Raw genomic sequence first — 16,633 nt, 5'->3', positions numbered from 1 at the left:
TCATGCGGCAGATTTTCCCCGGTCTCGATCCCAAAAACTATGTGCAGCACTCGCTTCATTCGTCGGAAAGAATGTGGCCGGAGACCAATTGCTACATCGATTTGTGGATCGAGGTGCTGGCCTCGAAAGGGTTGCCGCCTGAGGCCATGTTTGGCTTCACACTGACGCAGGATTTCGAAGGCGACCAGTTCACCTTCTTCAAGGTGCCGCTGGAAGATCTGGAAGCACTTTATGGCGTTCGCGCCACCGAACTTGCGATCTTCGACCGGGTGGAAAACCATATCGAAGCGCAGCTGGAGCGCGGTCGCATCTGCCTGATCGAGATGGACAGCTTCTATATGCCCGATACCCACGGGGTGGGCTACCGGAAGGAACATGGCAAGACCACCATCGCCATCAACCGGCTGGACCTTGCAAACCGGGAACTCGATTATTTTCATAATGCAGGCTTTTTCCACCTGTCGGGCGAAGATTTCGACGGCCTGTTCCAGCATCACCTGTCAGAGAGCGAGCCGCCCTTCCTGCCCTATACGGAATTTGCGAAATTTGCAGACAGCAACCCTTCGCCGGCGCATATCCGCAAAACGGCCGAACGGCTGCTGAAGTTTCATTTTTCACGGCGACCATCCGACAATCCGGTCAGGTCTTTTGCAGCCGTGTTTCCGGCTCAGGTCGAGAAGGTGGCAGACCGGCCGTTCGGCTTTTTCCACAAATATGCCTTCAATACGCTGCGCCAGCTCGGCGCCAATTTCGAACTGGCGGCGAGCCACCTCGAATGGCTGGACAAGAGCGAATTTGCTGAAGCGCGAGACCACGCGCTGCGCATATCCGAGGTCGCCAAGACCGTGCAGTTCCAGCTTGCTCGCGCCGTCACACGCCGTAAATTCGACGCGCTCGCCTCGGTGCTCGATCCGGCTGCGGAAGCATGGGATGGTGTGATGGAAGCCCTTGCGGCAAAATTGTCGAACACCAGCGAGGCCGCGTGAGGACTTATCTTCCGCGCGAAAGCGAAAAATTGCTGAGTGAAGGCTGGACGCTGACACTGACGTCCGCCAATGCCTGCGAAACGCCCTCGGAAATCCCCGCAACTCTTGAAAGCCTTCACGTGTCCGTTCCCGGAACAGTGGCGCAAGCTCTGGAACTGGCCGGGAAATTCGACCGTTTCAATCCGACACCATTGAACGACAGGGATGCCTGGTACCGTCTGACGATGATTTCCGATGTGCGGGAGCGGGCGATCCTGCGCTTCGACGGCCTGTCGACGATTGCAGAAATCTTCCTCAACGGCGAACTGATCGCCGCCAGCCAGAGCATGTTCGAAAGGCTGGAAGTGCCGGTTGAACTGACAGGCGCGGACGAACTTTCGATTTGCTTCCGGGCACTTTCGCCAAGGCTTGAAAAAACCGGTCCGCGCGCCCGCTGGCGTCCGCAGATGATGAACACCCAAGGTCTGCGGCTGATCCGCACCACGGCGCTCGGATATATGCCAGGCTGGTGCCCGGAAATCCATGCCGCCGGACCATGGCGACCGATCAGCCTTATAAGACAGGCAGGCGTGCGTTGCTCAGTCCGGTCCTCACTCGACGAAACCGGGACGGGAACGGTCAACATCGCCCTGGAGGCGAACCACGACATTCCATCCGCACGGCTCACCTGCGCCGGTTACAGCACCGATCTTTCCAGAGGTGAAAACGGCGAATTCTTGGGCGAACTCCGGATACCCGATGTCGAGACTTGGTGGCCGCATACCCACGGCAGACCGGCGCTTCATGAAGTCGTTCTGGAACTGGATGGTAAGCAACACAGGCTCGGGCGCACCGGCTTCAGGCGCGTGGAGGTGGATTACGGCGAAGACGGAAACGGTTTCGGCATCCAGATAAACGGGCACCCCGTTTTCTGCCGGGGCGCAGTCTGGACGACCGCCGACATCGTGCGCCTGCCGGGAACAAGACCGGACTATGAGCCTTGGCTTCGAAAAGCTGCCGAAGCCGGTATGAACATGATCCGCATCGGCGGCACGATGGCCTATGAAACGCCGGAGTTCTTCACGCTGTGCGATGAACTCGGCATCATGGTTTGGCAGGACGCCATGCTTGCCAATTTTGATTATCCAGCAAAGGATGAGGCGCTCAGCCAGCACATCGTTACGGAAGTCTCGCAGTTCCTCGAGGCTACCGCCCTTTCCCCTTCGCTGATCGTTTTTTGCGGTGGTAGCGAAATGTACCAGCAGGGCGCGATGCTCGGTCTGCCGGAACAGATATGGAAGGGAACGCTCACCGAGACAATTTTGCCCGAAGTCCTGACCGAAAAACGGCCAGACGCGGCCTATGTGGCGAATTCCCCTTCAGGCGGCGCCTTGCCCTTCTTTCCCAATGCCGGAGTTGGTCATTATTACGGTGTGGGCGCCTATTGCCGTCCGCTGGAAGATGCCCGCCGGGCCGATCTCCGCTTTGCTGCAGAGTGCCTGGCCTTCGCCAATATTCCCGAACAGGAAACGCTGGACAGACATCTTCCCGCTCTGGCGGTGCATGATCCGCGCTGGAAGGCGCGCACGCCACGCGATCGCGGCGCTTCCTGGGATTTCGAGGATATTCGCGACCATTATCTGAAACTGCTTTACGACGTTGAGCCGGACGTGCTGCGTCGGGAGGATGGCGGCCTCTATCTCGACATGTCTCGTGCCGTCACTACCGAGGTCATGGAAGCAACCTTCGCCGAATGGCGTCGCGACGCGTCCTCTTGCCGGGGCGCCCTGGTCTGGACCTTGCAGGATCTCGTTCCCGGCGCTGGCTGGGGTATCATCGATGCCACCGGCAGACCCAAATCCGTCTGGCATGCGCTGAAAAGAGCGTTTCGTCCCATCCAGGTCAGCCTTTCCGATGAAGGCACCAACGGGCTGGACATTCATATCATCAACGAAACCGGCGACAACCTTGACGCCATGCTGGAACTGACCTGCCTGCGCGATGGCACGCAACCTGTCGTCCATGCCAAACGGCCGCTCACGCTCTCGCCGCGACAGAGCCAGACCATCGCCGCAACCGATTTGTTCGGCGCCTTTTTCGATACGACCTATGCCTATCGTTTCGGCCCGCCCTCCCATGATGTGACGGTAGCCCGGCTCCGCGATGTCGCGACCGGATCTGTCATCGCAGACGCATTCCATTTTCCTCTCGGTCGGAAAAAAGCACTGCACGCCGCCAACCTTCAGGTGGGGGTGAGCGAGGCGAACGGCATCTGGTCGCTCGAGATCGGCACGGACCGGCTGGCGCAATCCGTCCATATCACGGCGCAAGATTACCGCGCCTCGGAAAGCTGGTTCCATCTCGCACCCGGTGAAACCAGAAAAATCGACCTTATGCCGGAGACAGCAACATCCGAAACGCCCCCTTCCGGCGATGTCGTCTCGCTAGGCTCCAGCCGGCGTTTTTCCTTTTAGAGCCATTAGCTTCACCGCATCGATGTAGGCTTTTCTGGCCTCCGGCGTTGAAAGATTATGGTCGGCGTCAGGAATAATCGTCAGCGACACATTCCGATAGGCCGACAGGCCCCTGCCATCGGCGTTGAAATAATACCGGAAATGCTCAAGCCCGTCGTCATTGTCGCTGTAAAGCAGGCTGATGGACACATCCCTTGTCTTGAGCTTGTCGAAAGCACCGTAGACGGCACGCCCTTCCTCGCTCCCCCGGCGGGAAAGCCTTGCCGTTTTTATCGAAAGCTTCTTGAGCGTCGCCTTGGCGATATTGCGACCGGCGCTCACCACATCGACATCGCCGCTGACGAGACGCTTGAACGTAGCGCCCTGGCGAAAACGCTGGCTGTATTCCCCAAAGGACCGTGGCGGTTTGTGCAGCGCTTCATCGACAGAGCGGCCTTTTCGCCAGTGGAACACAACCGGATTAACCGCAACCACCCCGCTGATCCGGTCATCGGCAAGCGCGCCATTGAAGGCGAGGTAGGCGCCACTGCAGCGCCCAGCAGCAACGACGGGTCCTTTGCCACGCCGACTGAGAAAATCGAGCGCAGCGGCCACGTCGTCATTCTGCGCCGCATCGTAAAGAACCTGATCGGGCGCGTTTTTGACCGGGGGGCTGTCGGCAATATTGGCCGCGTCGAACCGCAGCGAAGCGATACCCTCCCGTGCGAGCAAACGGGCCGTTTGCACGGAAAGCCTGCCCCAACCCGCATGCCGGTCGTAGGCCGCGCCCAGCAGAAGGACCGAGGAGACCGCCGGCCGATCGTCAGGCTCGCAAAAAACACCGAAAAGCCGACCGGCTTCGCCAAATTGCACCGGCTGTTCCAGAAAACCGCGACCGCGCTGCGGAGCGTTGACGATGAAGTCCTCCTGCGGATCCGCCGCATCCGTGGTCTGGGTCTTGGACAGGACCCAATCCCGAAGCCGCTTCACCACATCGCCGGGTATTTTCGAGAGTGTAGGACTGGATACGAGATCGTCATATCCCTCAAATTCCGCCTCCCCCACCTCGGCACCAATCGCGGCGAGTTGTTTGGCAAAATCGCTGTCGCTCGCCCGGCCCGGTCTCGTCAGCACCAGAATGCTGCGCCCAGGAGCGGTATCCAGCTTTGCAAGATTGACCTTCTTGATAGCATCAGCAACACCCACCGGCATGGCCATGCCTGCAATTGCCCCCGCCTCCGCCATGCGCTGCCCGGGACGAAGACCAAGGCCATCGTCAATCATGGACGACCACATCGCCAGTTCGCGAAGATAGCTCCGTCCGGAGACGACGGGCGCGAGAAGCGCCATGGAACCGACGGCCGCCGCATCGGCGAGCGCCTGTATGGCGATCAGACAGCCGAGACCCTGAGCGATGACGACCACCCTGGAACAGCCGGAAAGACGTTTTAGATAATCGAGCGCCGCTCGCGTGTCGGAAAGCCAATCCGCCGCACGGTCGACATCCTCCGGATCGAGCGCATCCCCGGCGCCATGATAGTCGAATCGCAGGCTGGCGACGCCGGCCGCCGCCAGCCGTTCAGCCACAACCCGCTGAAACTTGCGAGTGCACAGTTCCTCCATGCCCCAGGGGCTGACGAAAAGAACCGCATGATCCTGTTTGACCTCTTTGCGCGCCGGGTGAAAAACACCCGTGCATCCTTGAAAAGAAACCGGATGTGCGATCGACCCATCGGATGCAATGCCCGAGAGCGACAACATGTCAGGGGACGGTTCACCGCTTGCACGCTCTGAAATATCTATCGCCATCGACCTTGCAATCACTACGCCTGTGTCGGCTCAACCATTCGCGGGATAACTATACCGGAGCGTCCTAACGTCCTGTTCTACAGTAAAACCAATAACATTAGGGAAGTCTAAAAATGTAGTCGTCTCAATATCGAATGTGGAATGCACGTTACAAAAACAAATATCGGGGATCGTGGGCCAGCCTCGGCACGGGCGCTATTTTGCTCGAAACCGCTTGAATATACTGATAAATAGCGAGTCACATACCTATTTGCAGGAGGGGATCCCGCCACCCGGCAGCCTGACCGTCTTGACACCGCGCAAACCAACACGCCGGGCCCTGCCCGACAGGTCATAGAAGTTTTATATGGAACAAAGCCTTACGCGTTATATCTGGTCGCATACGAAGCGGCAGCAGCTTTTCATTCTGCTGATCGTCGCCCTGTCCATGATCCCCTATTTCCTCGCCTTCGATCTGCCCAAACAGATCGTCAACGGGCCTATTCAGGGAGACGGCTTCGAAGGGGCAAACGCGACACAGCTTTTCATGCATCTCACGGTCGATATTCCCTATTGGGGCACCGTGACGCTCTTCCCCGGGCTCGAACTCAACCGCATGTCGATGCTGATGGCGCTCAGCCTCACCTTCCTTGCGCTTGTCGTCATCAACGGGCTTTTCAAATATTATATCAACACCTTCAAGGGCCGCCTTGGCGAGCGGCTTCTCAGGCGTATCCGTTTCGAACTTATCGATCGGATCCTGCGGTTCCCGCCCACGCATTTCAAGCGGGTCAAGGGTGCTGAAATCTCCAGCATGGTGAAGGACGAGGTCGAGCCGCTGGGCGGATTTACCGGCGACGCCTTTGTGCAGCCGGCGCTTCTCGGCGGTCAGGCGCTCTCGGCACTCTTCTTCATTCTCGTGCAGAATTTCTGGCTGGGTCTGATTGCGGCTTTCATGGCCGCCATCCAGGTCGGCATCATCCCCAAAATGCGCCGTCGCCTCATCGAACTCGGGCGTCAGCGGCAGCTGAGCGCACGCCAGCTTGCCGGGCGCATCGGCGAAATGGTCGACGGCATCGGCACCATCCACGCCTATGACACCTCCAATTTCGAGCGTGCCGATGCCTCGCACCGGCTCGGCGACATCTTCAGGATCCGCTACGATCTCTACCAGTGGAAGTTTCTGGTCAAATTCATCAATAACTTCCTCGCGCAGCTCACCCCTTTCTTCTTTTATGCACTCGGCGGTTATCTCACGCTCAAGGGCAGCCTCGATGTCGGGCAGCTGGTTGCCGTCATCAACGCTTATAAGGAACTGCCAGGACCGCTGAAGGAGCTGATCGACTGGGATCAGGCGCGTCAGGATGTCCAGGTAAAATACGAGCAGGTCTTCGAGCAGTTCGATGCGTCGAACATGATCGATGACAAGGTGCAAAAACTGTCACCGGGAGCAGTCGCGGCAATTGCCGCACCGATCGTCGTCAGCAATCTGACGCTGGAAGACGATAGCGGCAGCCGGCTTCTGGAACAGGCATCGTTGAAGATCGAGGCAGGCGAGGTGATCGCCATCGTCGGTGGATCGGGAGCAGAGGCGCTCGCGGACGCTATCGGCCGCACGCTCTGGCCGACCTCCGGCAAGGTGAGCATCAACGACGTCGACATATTGGAATTGCCTGAATCGCTGACGGGCCGTCGCATCTCCTACGTGTCCTCGGACAGCTATTTTTTCCACGCCAGCCTGAAGGACAATCTGCTTTACGGTCTCAAGCACGCACCGCTTGTCGAAAAGCAATACGAAGGTGCAGCGCTGGAACACCGCAAATGGGAGATCCGCGAAGCCAAGCTTGCGGGCAATCCGACGATCGACATCAACAGCGAATGGATCGACTACGCTTCAAGCCCGGCCGGTGACGGCAAGCCGGAAAACCTCATCCAGGCCGTTCTGGCTGTGCTCGACAGCGTGGAACTTTCACAGGATATTCTGGAATTCGCGTTGCGCTCGACGATCGACCCTTTGACCGACCTGCATCTTGCGGCCCGCATTGTGGAACTGCGACATGTCCTGCGCGCCGAACTGGAAAAGGAGAACCTGAGCGGCCTCATCGCTCCGTTTGAGCTGGAGAGCTACAACAGCGAGGCTACCGTGGGCGAGAACCTGTTGTTCGGCACCATGCGCGACTCATCACAGTCGATCAGGACCGTCATCGAAAGCGAATATTTCCGTTCGCTGATGCGCGAAACAGGCCTCGTCAAAACCCTGTTCGAAATGGGGTATACGATTGCCGAAAACATCGTGGAAATCTTCGCCGACCTGCCGGGTGACCACCCCTTCTTCCAGCAGCTGACATTCATGACGCCCGACGATGTTCCGGTCTATCAGCAAATGCTGCAGCGTCTTCAGAGCCGGAGTTTCGACGAGGCCAATGAAAGCGAAAGACGCGCGATGCTGCGGCTGAGCTTCTTCTACATCGAGCCCCGGCAGCGTTTCGGCCTGCTGTCACCGGAAATCATGAACCGGATCGTTGAAGTCCGGCATATGTTCCATGAAAACCTGCCGGACAGCCTGAAGAACGTGATCGAAATCTACGATCCGACGAAATACATGAGTGCCACCAGCCTTCTGGACAATATTCTCTTCGGCAAGGTCAGCCATCGTTATACCGACGCATCACGGCGCATCACCCACATCGTGGCCGAGGTCATGCGCAAGCAGGGCGTCTATGAGCGTGTGCTTGCGGTGGGTCTGGATTTCAACCTCGGCGCCGGCGGCAAGCGGCTCGGGCCACTCCAGCGGCAGAAGCTCAATCTCGCAAGGGCGCTCATCCGCAAGTCCGACTATTACGTCTTCAATCGCCCCCTTCCCGGCCTCGATCCGCGGCAACAGGAGGAAATTGTCGAACGGGTCATCACATTCCTGAAACAGAACAATAATAACCCGGCGATCGTGTGGGTTCTGTCGAATGCGACGCTCTCGCGCATGTTCGACCGGGTCATCGTCGTCCATCAGGGCCTTATCAGCGCTGATGGAAGTTACGAGACTCTTGCGCAGGAAAACGGTACATTCAAGGATATGGTCGCAACATAAATCCAAGAAAGTGACCGAGGTGGAACAAGAACAGGGTAAGGCAATGCTTTTCAAAGACGAAATTCAAATGCTGAAACGCGTCCCGTTTTTTTCGGAAATGGAACCGTCGAAGCTCAAACTTCTCGCATTCGCATCCGACCGCGTGTCCTATCACACCGGCGACATGCTGTTCCGGCAGGGAGATGTCGGCGATGCGGCCTACGTCCTTTTGACCGGCAAAGTGGATGTTCTGGTCGATTCTCCGTCGGGCACGTTAAAAGTGGCCGAAATGACCGGCAATGCGATCGTCGGTGAAATCGCCATTCTCTGCGACAGCGTCAGAACCGCAACCGTGCGCGCCTCCACCAACGTGGAAGCCCTGCGTATCGGCAAGGAACAGTTCTTCAAGCTCATGTCCGATTTCCCTGACATTACCATCAAGGTCATGCGCGTTCTTGCCGAACGTCTCACCCAGACGACGACGGAGCTTAGCAAAGCGCGTGCAAACGCGAGAACATGAGCCGCAATTTCTTGCTACCGTGGATGGCGATGTTGGAAAAATAAATGTCGCACCATTGCAATATAAATGAAATGCTGACTGAATAAGGGTAAGGGCGTCCGCCAAAAGAGAGCGGATATAATAATCTGTAAAGACAACGGGCTTCATGGGAGGAAGCGTGCAAGATTCCGTTGTAATCGGGGTGTGTCATGGCGTTCGATTCCGACATAGTAAGTCGGGAAGGTAATAAAGATTTTCGGGTAAAGATCTGGGGTGCGCGGGGAACGCTTCCTGTTTCAGGTGAAAACTTCCGAAAATATGGCGGGAATACCATCTGCATCGAGGTACGATGCGGAGATCATGTTCTTTTGTTCGACGCGGGTTCGGGGTTACATCCCGCTGGTCTAGCGTTGCGGGCGGAAGGTATTACCGACGTCAACCTGTTTTTTTCTCACTGCCATTACGACCACATCGTCGGCTTTCCCTATTTCAAGCCGTTCTACAATAGCTCCAACGATGTCGCCATCTGGTCGGGTCATCTAGCCGGCACCATGACAACGCGGGAAATGCTCAAGGACTTCATGAGCCCGCCATGGTTCCCCGTACCGCTGGAAGTCTGCTGCGCAAAAATGGCAACCCGTGACTTTATGCCGGGCGACGTCCTGAATGTTCATCCGGGCCTCTCGATCCGAACTGGAATGCTCAATCATCCGGGCAACGCCATCGGGTATCGCCTGGACTGGGCGGGAAAGTCATTCGCCATCATCACCGATACCGAACATGAACCGGGCAATATCGACAAGAACGTGCTTGATCTGATCAAGGACGTCGATCTCTTCCTCTACGACGCCATGTTTACCGATGAGGAGATGGGCCTTTATCGCGGTTACGGCCATTCGTCCTGGCAGGAGGCGATCCGCCTTGCCAAACTGGCAGGTGCAAAAAATGTCGGCTTCATCCACCACGCCCCAAGCCGCAGCGACGATGAGCTGGATGACATCGAAAAACAGGCAAAAGCCCAGTTCAGCGGTGCATTCGCGACAATGGACGGCCAGATCATCGACCTCTGATCGCGGTCACCAATCTCGTGTTGCTGGCGTGCGTTTGACGCTTTTTTGAAGCCTGATTTGTATCATGCGGCGAACCGACGTTCGAACACGCACAATTGACCATCGCCGGCCCATTGCTCCACGATATTGCCACGAGATACCCTGCATTAAAGACACCAGAGCACACTTAATGATGATTCTGCGCCAAATGACCGCATGATGGGATTTGCATGATCCGTTTCTTTTCGGAGACCAATTTGAGACGCGCCCGGATCTTGTCCGGCCTCATCATTTTTGCCTTTGTATTTTCCCATCTTTTCAACCATTCGCTCGCTCTCATCTCCATCGATACCGCCGAGCGGGCGCGAAAATGGTTCAGCCTGATCTGGCTCAATCCCGTCAGCAGCCTGCTGTTTTATGGGTCGGTTGTGGTGCATGTCTGTCTTGTCCTGCGCTCGCTTTATCAGCGCCGGACATTGCGCATGCCGCTTCGCGAAGCGCTGCAAGCCATACTTGGCCTGTCGATCCCGTTTTTGATCATCAGCCACGCCGTCAATATTCGCGTGTCGCACATGATCTACAACATCGACGTGGGATATTACTCGGTCGTTCGCCGGCTCTGGATCAACAACCCGATGGCCGGCGCGTGGCAAAGCCTCGCATTGATCGTGATCTGGACCCACGGGTGTATCGGCCTGTTTTTCTGGTTGCGTTACCGGGACTGGTATCCCAAAATTGCCGGGATATTCATGACTGTGGCGGTGATGCTGCCTTTGTTGGCGCTTCTGGGCTTCAGCGATGCCGGCCGCTGGCTGGAGGAGGTGGACAGAAAATACTCACTTCCTCCCGGGCTTGCAGATACCACCGTTCAAAGAGACGACATACCGTTACAACGGGAGATGGAGACGCGTATCCGTTTCGTTACCGACGCAACGGAAGCGATTTTTGTCGGCGCGGTCATGCTGGTGTTCGTCTTGCGCGGCGTGCGCAGCTGGCGACAGAGATCGACGGCTATCGAAATCCGTTATGAGCATGGCGCGCAAGCGCGCGTCCCTGCCGGGCTCAGCATTCTGGAGGCCAGCAGACTCGCGGGCGTACCGCATTATTCCGTATGCGGCGGCAAAGGACGCTGTTCGACCTGCCGGGTCAGGATTGTCGAAAGCAAAGGCCCGCTTCCGCCTCCCGGAGATATCGAACAAACCACTTTGAGGCGCATCCATGCCGATTCAGATGTGCGGCTCGGCTGCCAGTTGCGGCCCACTCAGGATATTGGAATAGCGCTTCTGGTATCGCCGCCCCAACAGAGCGACCTGCCAGCGGATGCGCAACCGGCACGGCCGGGCAAGGAAGAGGAGATCGCCATCCTCTTTTGTGATATCCGCAATTTCACCGCGCTTTCCGAGGCGAAACTGCCATATGACGTCGTGTTTCTTCTGAACCGCTACTTCACCATCGTCGGGCAGGCCGTAGAACAGGCCGGAGGACATCTCGACAAATTCATCGGTGATGGCGCCATGGCTCTTTTCGGACTTGGCGACGATGCAGAAAATGCCTGCCGCAACGCCATGAAGGCCGCCGCTATCATATTGCGGGAGCTTTCAATCCTGAATGAGGGACTGGAAAAACAATTTGCCGTCCGGCTGGAAGTGGTAGTAGGCATCCACGCCGGCCCGACGATAGTCGGCGTCATGGGCTATGGCGCAGCGAAAACCCTGACCGCCATCGGCGACACCGTGAATGTGGCGAGCAGGCTGGAATCCAAGGCCAAGGAATTCGGCGCCGCCATTGTCGTTTCCGAACCCGCCATCATTCAGGCGGGACAAGAGATTGCCGATCTGCGAAGCGAAAAAATCGCCATTCGCGGGAGAAACTCGCAAATGAAAGTTTTCCTGCTCTCGAAAGAAGAGAGCGAGCGTTACCTATAGGGCAATACCGGCGCGCTCGCTGACGGGCCATCCGGCCTCAAATCTTGCGATAGAGAAAATAACGGTCGGTCGGCACGCTTTCCGGCACCGGCAGAGGCTTCAGCATGGGATGATCCAGAGGCAGACCGCTGACCGCAACGCCGCCTTTTGCCAGCATGCCCGCGGCAAGGTCCGGCAGCCATGTCAGGGTAATGGCATCCTTTTCGGGGTAGCCCGTGCCGATATCGGCATGCACCATGGCCGCCTCCACACCGATGAAGGCCGGAGCGGTTTCCGATATTTCACCGATGACGAGATCTTCCTGCGCCGGAACGGAAGAGGCATGTGCACCCATGGCCCTGTCGAAGGCAACGATACGGCGTTGCGGAAACAGTTCCCGCAAATGATTGAACGTGCGCCCGTTTCCAAGGCCTATTTCCATGATCGCACCTTCGTCAGGCAGATCAAGATCGGCCTTGACGTGGTTGAGGATATCGCGCTGCGCGGTCAGCCGGCGAATAAAACTGTCCAATCTGCTCATAGTCCGTCCGTTCATGAATGCCGGGCATTTTCAGTAAAAGCGTATGGCGACTTTGCTGGAAATGTCCGGGAGAAGCCGATCAGGCCTTGATGATGTGTTTTGCGGCGATATCCCGACGTGCGAAGACGTTTCGCGTATCGATGATCAGCGGCGACCATTCGCAAAGAGCGGCATAGTCCACATTGTCGTGATCGGTCGCGACCAGAACAGCGTCAAAGGCGCTGACGGTCTGCTTGTCCCAAGCCACGGATTTCATGCCCATCAGGTGGCTATATTCCCGGGTTTTCGGGATTTCTGCCACGTGCGGATCATAATAGGCCGCTTCGCCGCCGCGCTCCTGAATAAGTTCTATGAGTTTCAGCGAAGGACTTTCACGAATATCGGGCACATTCTTCTTGTAGGCGAGACCGACCACCAGCACCTTGGAGCGGCTGAGCGCCTTGCCGGAACGGATGTCGAGGGCTTCCGCAACCCGTCCGATGACATGACGCGGCATGCCGGTGTTGATCTCGCCGGCGAGCTCGATGAACCTCGTCGGCAACTCATATTCCCGCGATTTCCAAGTGAGATAGAATGGATCGATCGGTATGCAGTGGCCACCAAGACCCGGGCCGGGATAAAACGGCATGAAACCGAACGGCTTGGTTTTCGCCGCGTCGATCACTTCCCAGATGTCGATGCCCATGGCCTCGTAGACGACCTTGAGTTCATTGACGAGCGCGATATTGACAGCACGGAAGACGTTTTCGGTGATTTTCACCGCCTCGGCCGTGGCGTTTGTCGAGACCGGAACGATCTTCTTGACCACTGAGCCGTAGAATGCAGCCATCAGTTTTCCGGCAGCCTCGCCATCGCCTGCAACGACCTTTGGAATGGTCGAGGTCTCGAAGTCGCGATTGCCGGGATCTTCCCGCTCGGGCGAAAAACCGATGAAGAAGTCGACGCCGGAGACAAGTCCGGTAGCTTCCAGAATGGTCTTCACAACTCCGTCGGTCGTGCCGGGATAGGTGGTCGATTCCAGCACCACAAGCTGCCCCTTGCGCAGATGCGCGGCAATGTCCCGGCAGGTCTTTTCGACATAGGAGAGGTCCGGCTCGCGATATTTCGTCAGGGGCGTCGGCACGCAAATGGCAATCACATCGCATTCAGCCAGTCTGGAAAAATCAGACGTTGCGATGAAGCCATCATCGCGCCTGACGCTTGCCAGCACCTCGTCCGAAACCGCCTCGATATAGCTGCGGCCGGCATCGATCGCGACCATTTTGCTGGGATCGATATCGAAACCGACGACCTTGAAACCGGCCTTGGCGATCGTGATGGCTAGAGGCAGGCCGACATAGCCAAGGCCGATCACCGCCGCTTTGGCGCTTTTGTTTTCGATGCTGGAAAGCAGGTTCTGGGAAACGACTGGGGAAGTCAAAGCGTGTCACGCTCCGCGCATGTGCAAAAGATGCCTTTCAGTTGGGCAAGAATGGTCAGGCTGTCAAGGCTCGGCCCTCTCAAATTCCGGTTGACGCCGGAGCCATGGGCGACGCACAACCATCCGGATGAGGATCGCTTTTTATTCACCGCTCAAATCGCCCAACCATCCCGTTCCCTCCGGAGACCGGCTGATGGCCCGCCTGCTGATGCGGGCGATGGCGATGGGCGGCCACGATGTTTCCGTCGCTTCCGAGCTGCGCAGCTTTCTCAAACAGGCTGACGATCCGGCGCGGTCCTTGCTTGCCGATGCTGCGACGCACGAAATCGAGACCATCACGGAGCGCTGGCAGCGGGAAGGCGCGCCGGATCTGTGGTTTTGTTATCACCCCTATTACAAGGCCCCGGACTTGCTCGGGCCGGAAATAAGCAGACGTTTCGGTATTGCCTACGTCACCGCCGAGGCCTCCTATTCCCCCAAGCGCAATGGCATGGGCTGGCAGGCGGTTCAGAACGAGTTACTGGCCGCATTGAACGCTGCCGCCATCAATATCTGCTTCACCGTGCGTGATCGCGACGGGCTTGTCCGCGCCTCTCCCGCACTCCGCTCGGCGATGTTGGCGCCCTTTATCGATGCCAGTAATTTTCTTGAAATTGCTCCGCGCCCCACACCGGGAAAACTCATCACCGTCGCCATGATGCGGGCGGGCGACAAGTTCGACAGCTATCGCGCGCTTCGCGAAGCGCTTGCGCTGTTGCCGCAGGATTTGAACTGGACATTGGATATCATCGGCGACGGGCCGGAACGCGCTGCCGTGCAAGCCATGTTCAGCTCTTTCCCCGATCGCCGTCTTGTCTGGCACGGAGAAAAAAACGCAAACGAAATCGCAGAACTTCTTTCAAAAGCATCGGTTTACGTCTGGCCGGGGCATGGCGAAGCCTACGGTCTCGCCTATCTCGAGGCACAGGCTGCGGGCCTGCCGGTTATCGCCGAAGCGGTGGCCGGCGTCCCCGAAGTGGTAAAATCCGGAACCACCGGATTACTGACACCGGAAAATGATACAGCCGCCTATGCTGGAGCAATCGAAACTCTGCTCGGCGACGACAAGCGGCGTGAGGAATTGGCAAGTGCAGCCCGCCAGTTCGTAAAAAATGAACGATCTCTGGAAAACGCCGCAAGAGAACTGAACGATATCCTGTTGCGAGCAAAGGCACGAACATCATGAGTCTGGAAACACTCGTAGCGGCACTGGATGAATGTGGACGACGCGGCATAACGGCCGATCTCTGGCTCAGGGACGACGATGCGGTGGAACCGACACCGGCGCTCGACACGCTGCTCGATCTTTGCAGCAGCTTTTCCGCGCCGGTCACGCTTGCGGTTATCCCCGAGATGACGACGGACAAGCTCGCGCAGCACCTGGATACGACTGACATTGCCCATGTCGCCGTGCATGGCTGGTCCCATACGAACTATGCCACCGAGAAAGAAAAGAAACAGGAACTCGGATCACACCGTGACCTGTCCATCGTTCTCGACGAATTGCAATCCGGGCTGGAAAAACTGCACGATCTGCATGGCAGGCGTTTCGTGCCTATGCTCGTTCCGCCGTGGAACCGCATAGATGCCAATGTGGTGCAGGGACTGGCAGACCTCGGATATCGAGCGCTTTCGGTTTTCGGCCCGGAGAAAGACGCCGTGCCACCTTGCCTGAACACCCATGTCGACGTGATTGACTGGCACGGCAGCCGCGGTGGGCGCGAAGACGACATCCTTTTCGCCGAGACCGCCGCCCGCATCCTGCAGACTGCGGAGCACGGCGGCACGACCGGCATCCTCACCCATCATCTCGTGCATGATGACAACGTCTGGCGTTTTCTGAAACGGCTGTTCGAAATTACCGGCAAACATCCTGCCGCGCGCTGGCGTTCCTCGGCGGAACTCATCAACCAGATATCACCATGACTTCCAGGCAATCAGCAAACCACCCGTCTTGGTGGCAAGTTCGCGCCTGACAGCTTCGACCTCCTGCAACGCGGCGCGATCGGCAAGAGAAGCGGCAACAAACCCCGCTGGCGCAAGGCTGATGCTCCCAGCCCGAGCGATAACGGTAAAGATCAGCGGACCCGTCGACCACCAGGCTGGCGCACGCGGCATTTCCTCAAGAATCCTCGGAAACGCCTCCAGCATCCTGCGGAAGACCGGATGGCCAGCAGGTGTCGCAATGAAAGAGTTGGCAAGAAGCATGCTGCCCTGCCCGGTATCGCGCGGTGTTTCTTCATCAAACGCCGTCAGCCCTACCAGTGGCAGGAAAGCATCGAAACTCGCATCATCCCGCGCCGGATACCAGTCGCAATCAAGATAGATGCCACCAAAACGCTCCAGCACGACATAGCGGGCCACATCGACAGCGCCGGGATAATCGCCATCTTCCAGCATCGTCCTGAAGACGTCATTCGAAAACACGCCTTCCCGCTCAAGATCGGCCTCCCGCCAGAGGTGATATTCGTAACCATGCGAGGCGGCATGGGCGGCCCAGGCCTTGACCGATACGGGCGGGGCCTTGTCTCCGATCCAAATCTGGTGGATGCGCCTGGGCACGTCCTCCCTGCTTTTCAGATTGATAGCGCGGTGTTCCTCCAGGGAAAAATGCGCATATTTTGCAAGCACCTGCGGCGGCGGAACCAGCGTATATTGATAGCCGATCCTCGCGACCACATCGCCTTCAGCCTTGGCAAGACGCAGCCGTGCCGCATGCAGCCGGCGCGGCAGACCGAGCACTGTCCGTTCACCCATCAGGTGCCCGTCTTTTACTGCAACCAGCGATAAGAGAAGCGCATGCGCTTCCGCATATTGTCCTTGGTTTTGCAACTGCCGGGCTCTATCCAGCTGGGCATCGTAATATTTCTTGTCGGACATGGATCCTCACCCGGGAACGTTCGTTAACATA

12 protein-coding genes are annotated in these 16,633 nt (G+C 57.6%); 8 read left to right on the top strand and 4 right to left on the bottom strand.

What is annotated here, in order from left to right; all coding sequences use genetic code 11:
* The first annotated feature begins 2 nt into the window (after positions 1-2).
* On the top strand, positions 3-986 hold the full coding sequence (locus tag ACQZ6D_RS24895) for a DUF1839 family protein (protein ID WP_448730155.1): 984 nt from the start codon (positions 3-5) through the stop codon (positions 984-986).
* Positions 983-3,439: a glycoside hydrolase family 2 protein gene (locus ACQZ6D_RS24890; RefSeq protein ID WP_448730154.1), complete on the top strand. Its 2,457-nt coding sequence runs from the start codon at positions 983-985 to the stop codon at positions 3,437-3,439. The genes ACQZ6D_RS24895 and ACQZ6D_RS24890 overlap by 4 nt, the downstream gene beginning before the upstream one ends.
* Here the strand turns inward: ACQZ6D_RS24890 and ACQZ6D_RS24885 are convergent.
* Positions 3,410-5,227 carry a serine aminopeptidase domain-containing protein gene (locus tag ACQZ6D_RS24885; protein WP_448730153.1) on the bottom strand — a complete coding sequence of 606 codons (1,818 nt, stop codon included), beginning with the start codon at positions 5,225-5,227 and terminating at the stop codon, positions 3,410-3,412. The genes ACQZ6D_RS24890 and ACQZ6D_RS24885 overlap by 30 nt on opposite strands.
* 346 nt (positions 5,228-5,573) lie before the next feature.
* On the opposite strand from ACQZ6D_RS24885, the gene ACQZ6D_RS24880 reads away from it, so the two are divergent.
* The 4 genes from ACQZ6D_RS24880 to ACQZ6D_RS24865 all read left to right on the top strand — a co-directional run bounded on the left by ACQZ6D_RS24880 (position 5,574) and on the right by ACQZ6D_RS24865 (position 11,743).
* A complete protein-coding gene (locus ACQZ6D_RS24880) occupies positions 5,574-8,291 on the top strand; it encodes an ABC transporter ATP-binding protein (RefSeq protein ID WP_003516808.1) in 2,718 nt (905 codons plus the stop codon).
* 43 nt (positions 8,292-8,334) lie between these two features.
* On the top strand, positions 8,335-8,790 hold the full coding sequence (locus ACQZ6D_RS24875) for a cyclic nucleotide-binding domain-containing protein (protein ID WP_003516807.1): 456 nt from the start codon (positions 8,335-8,337) through the stop codon (positions 8,788-8,790).
* Between the two features lie 188 nt (positions 8,791-8,978).
* Positions 8,979-9,839, top strand: coding sequence for an MBL fold metallo-hydrolase (locus ACQZ6D_RS24870; protein WP_065688652.1), 861 nt, complete (start codon positions 8,979-8,981; stop codon positions 9,837-9,839).
* 209 nt (positions 9,840-10,048) lie between these two features.
* Positions 10,049-11,743, top strand: coding sequence for an adenylate/guanylate cyclase domain-containing protein (locus ACQZ6D_RS24865; RefSeq protein WP_003516805.1), 1,695 nt, complete (start codon positions 10,049-10,051; stop codon positions 11,741-11,743).
* Between the two features lie 37 nt (positions 11,744-11,780).
* Here ACQZ6D_RS24865 and ACQZ6D_RS24860 read toward each other — a convergent pair whose 3' ends face one another.
* Positions 11,781-12,263 (bottom strand): class I SAM-dependent methyltransferase, encoded by a 483-nt coding sequence (locus tag ACQZ6D_RS24860; protein WP_003516804.1) that lies wholly within the window; start codon positions 12,261-12,263, stop codon positions 11,781-11,783.
* A 79-nt stretch (positions 12,264-12,342) separates the two neighbouring features.
* On the bottom strand, positions 12,343-13,683 hold the full coding sequence (locus tag ACQZ6D_RS24855; protein WP_065703420.1) for a nucleotide sugar dehydrogenase: 1,341 nt from the start codon (positions 13,681-13,683) through the stop codon (positions 12,343-12,345).
* 127 nt (positions 13,684-13,810) lie between these two features.
* Here ACQZ6D_RS24855 and ACQZ6D_RS24850 point away from each other — a divergent pair, with 127 nt between their 5' ends.
* Positions 13,811-14,908, top strand: coding sequence for a glycosyltransferase family 4 protein (locus ACQZ6D_RS24850; protein WP_448730152.1), 1,098 nt, complete (start codon positions 13,811-13,813; stop codon positions 14,906-14,908).
* On the top strand, positions 14,905-15,648 hold the full coding sequence (locus tag ACQZ6D_RS24845) for a polysaccharide deacetylase family protein (protein ID WP_065703416.1): 744 nt from the start codon (positions 14,905-14,907) through the stop codon (positions 15,646-15,648). Before ACQZ6D_RS24850 ends, ACQZ6D_RS24845 begins: the two co-directional genes overlap by 4 nt.
* Here the strand turns inward: ACQZ6D_RS24845 and ACQZ6D_RS24840 are convergent.
* On the bottom strand, positions 15,640-16,602 hold the full coding sequence (locus ACQZ6D_RS24840; RefSeq protein ID WP_065703414.1) for a glycosyltransferase family 32 protein: 963 nt from the start codon (positions 16,600-16,602) through the stop codon (positions 15,640-15,642). The two genes, ACQZ6D_RS24845 and ACQZ6D_RS24840, sit on opposite strands and share 9 nt — an antisense overlap.
* Between the last annotated feature and the right edge of the window lie 31 nt (positions 16,603-16,633).

The organism is Agrobacterium sp. 22-3639C2 (assembly GCF_053522105.1).
Note: the sequence above shows the minus strand (reverse complement) of the source record. Positions and strands in the feature narration are given on the sequence as shown.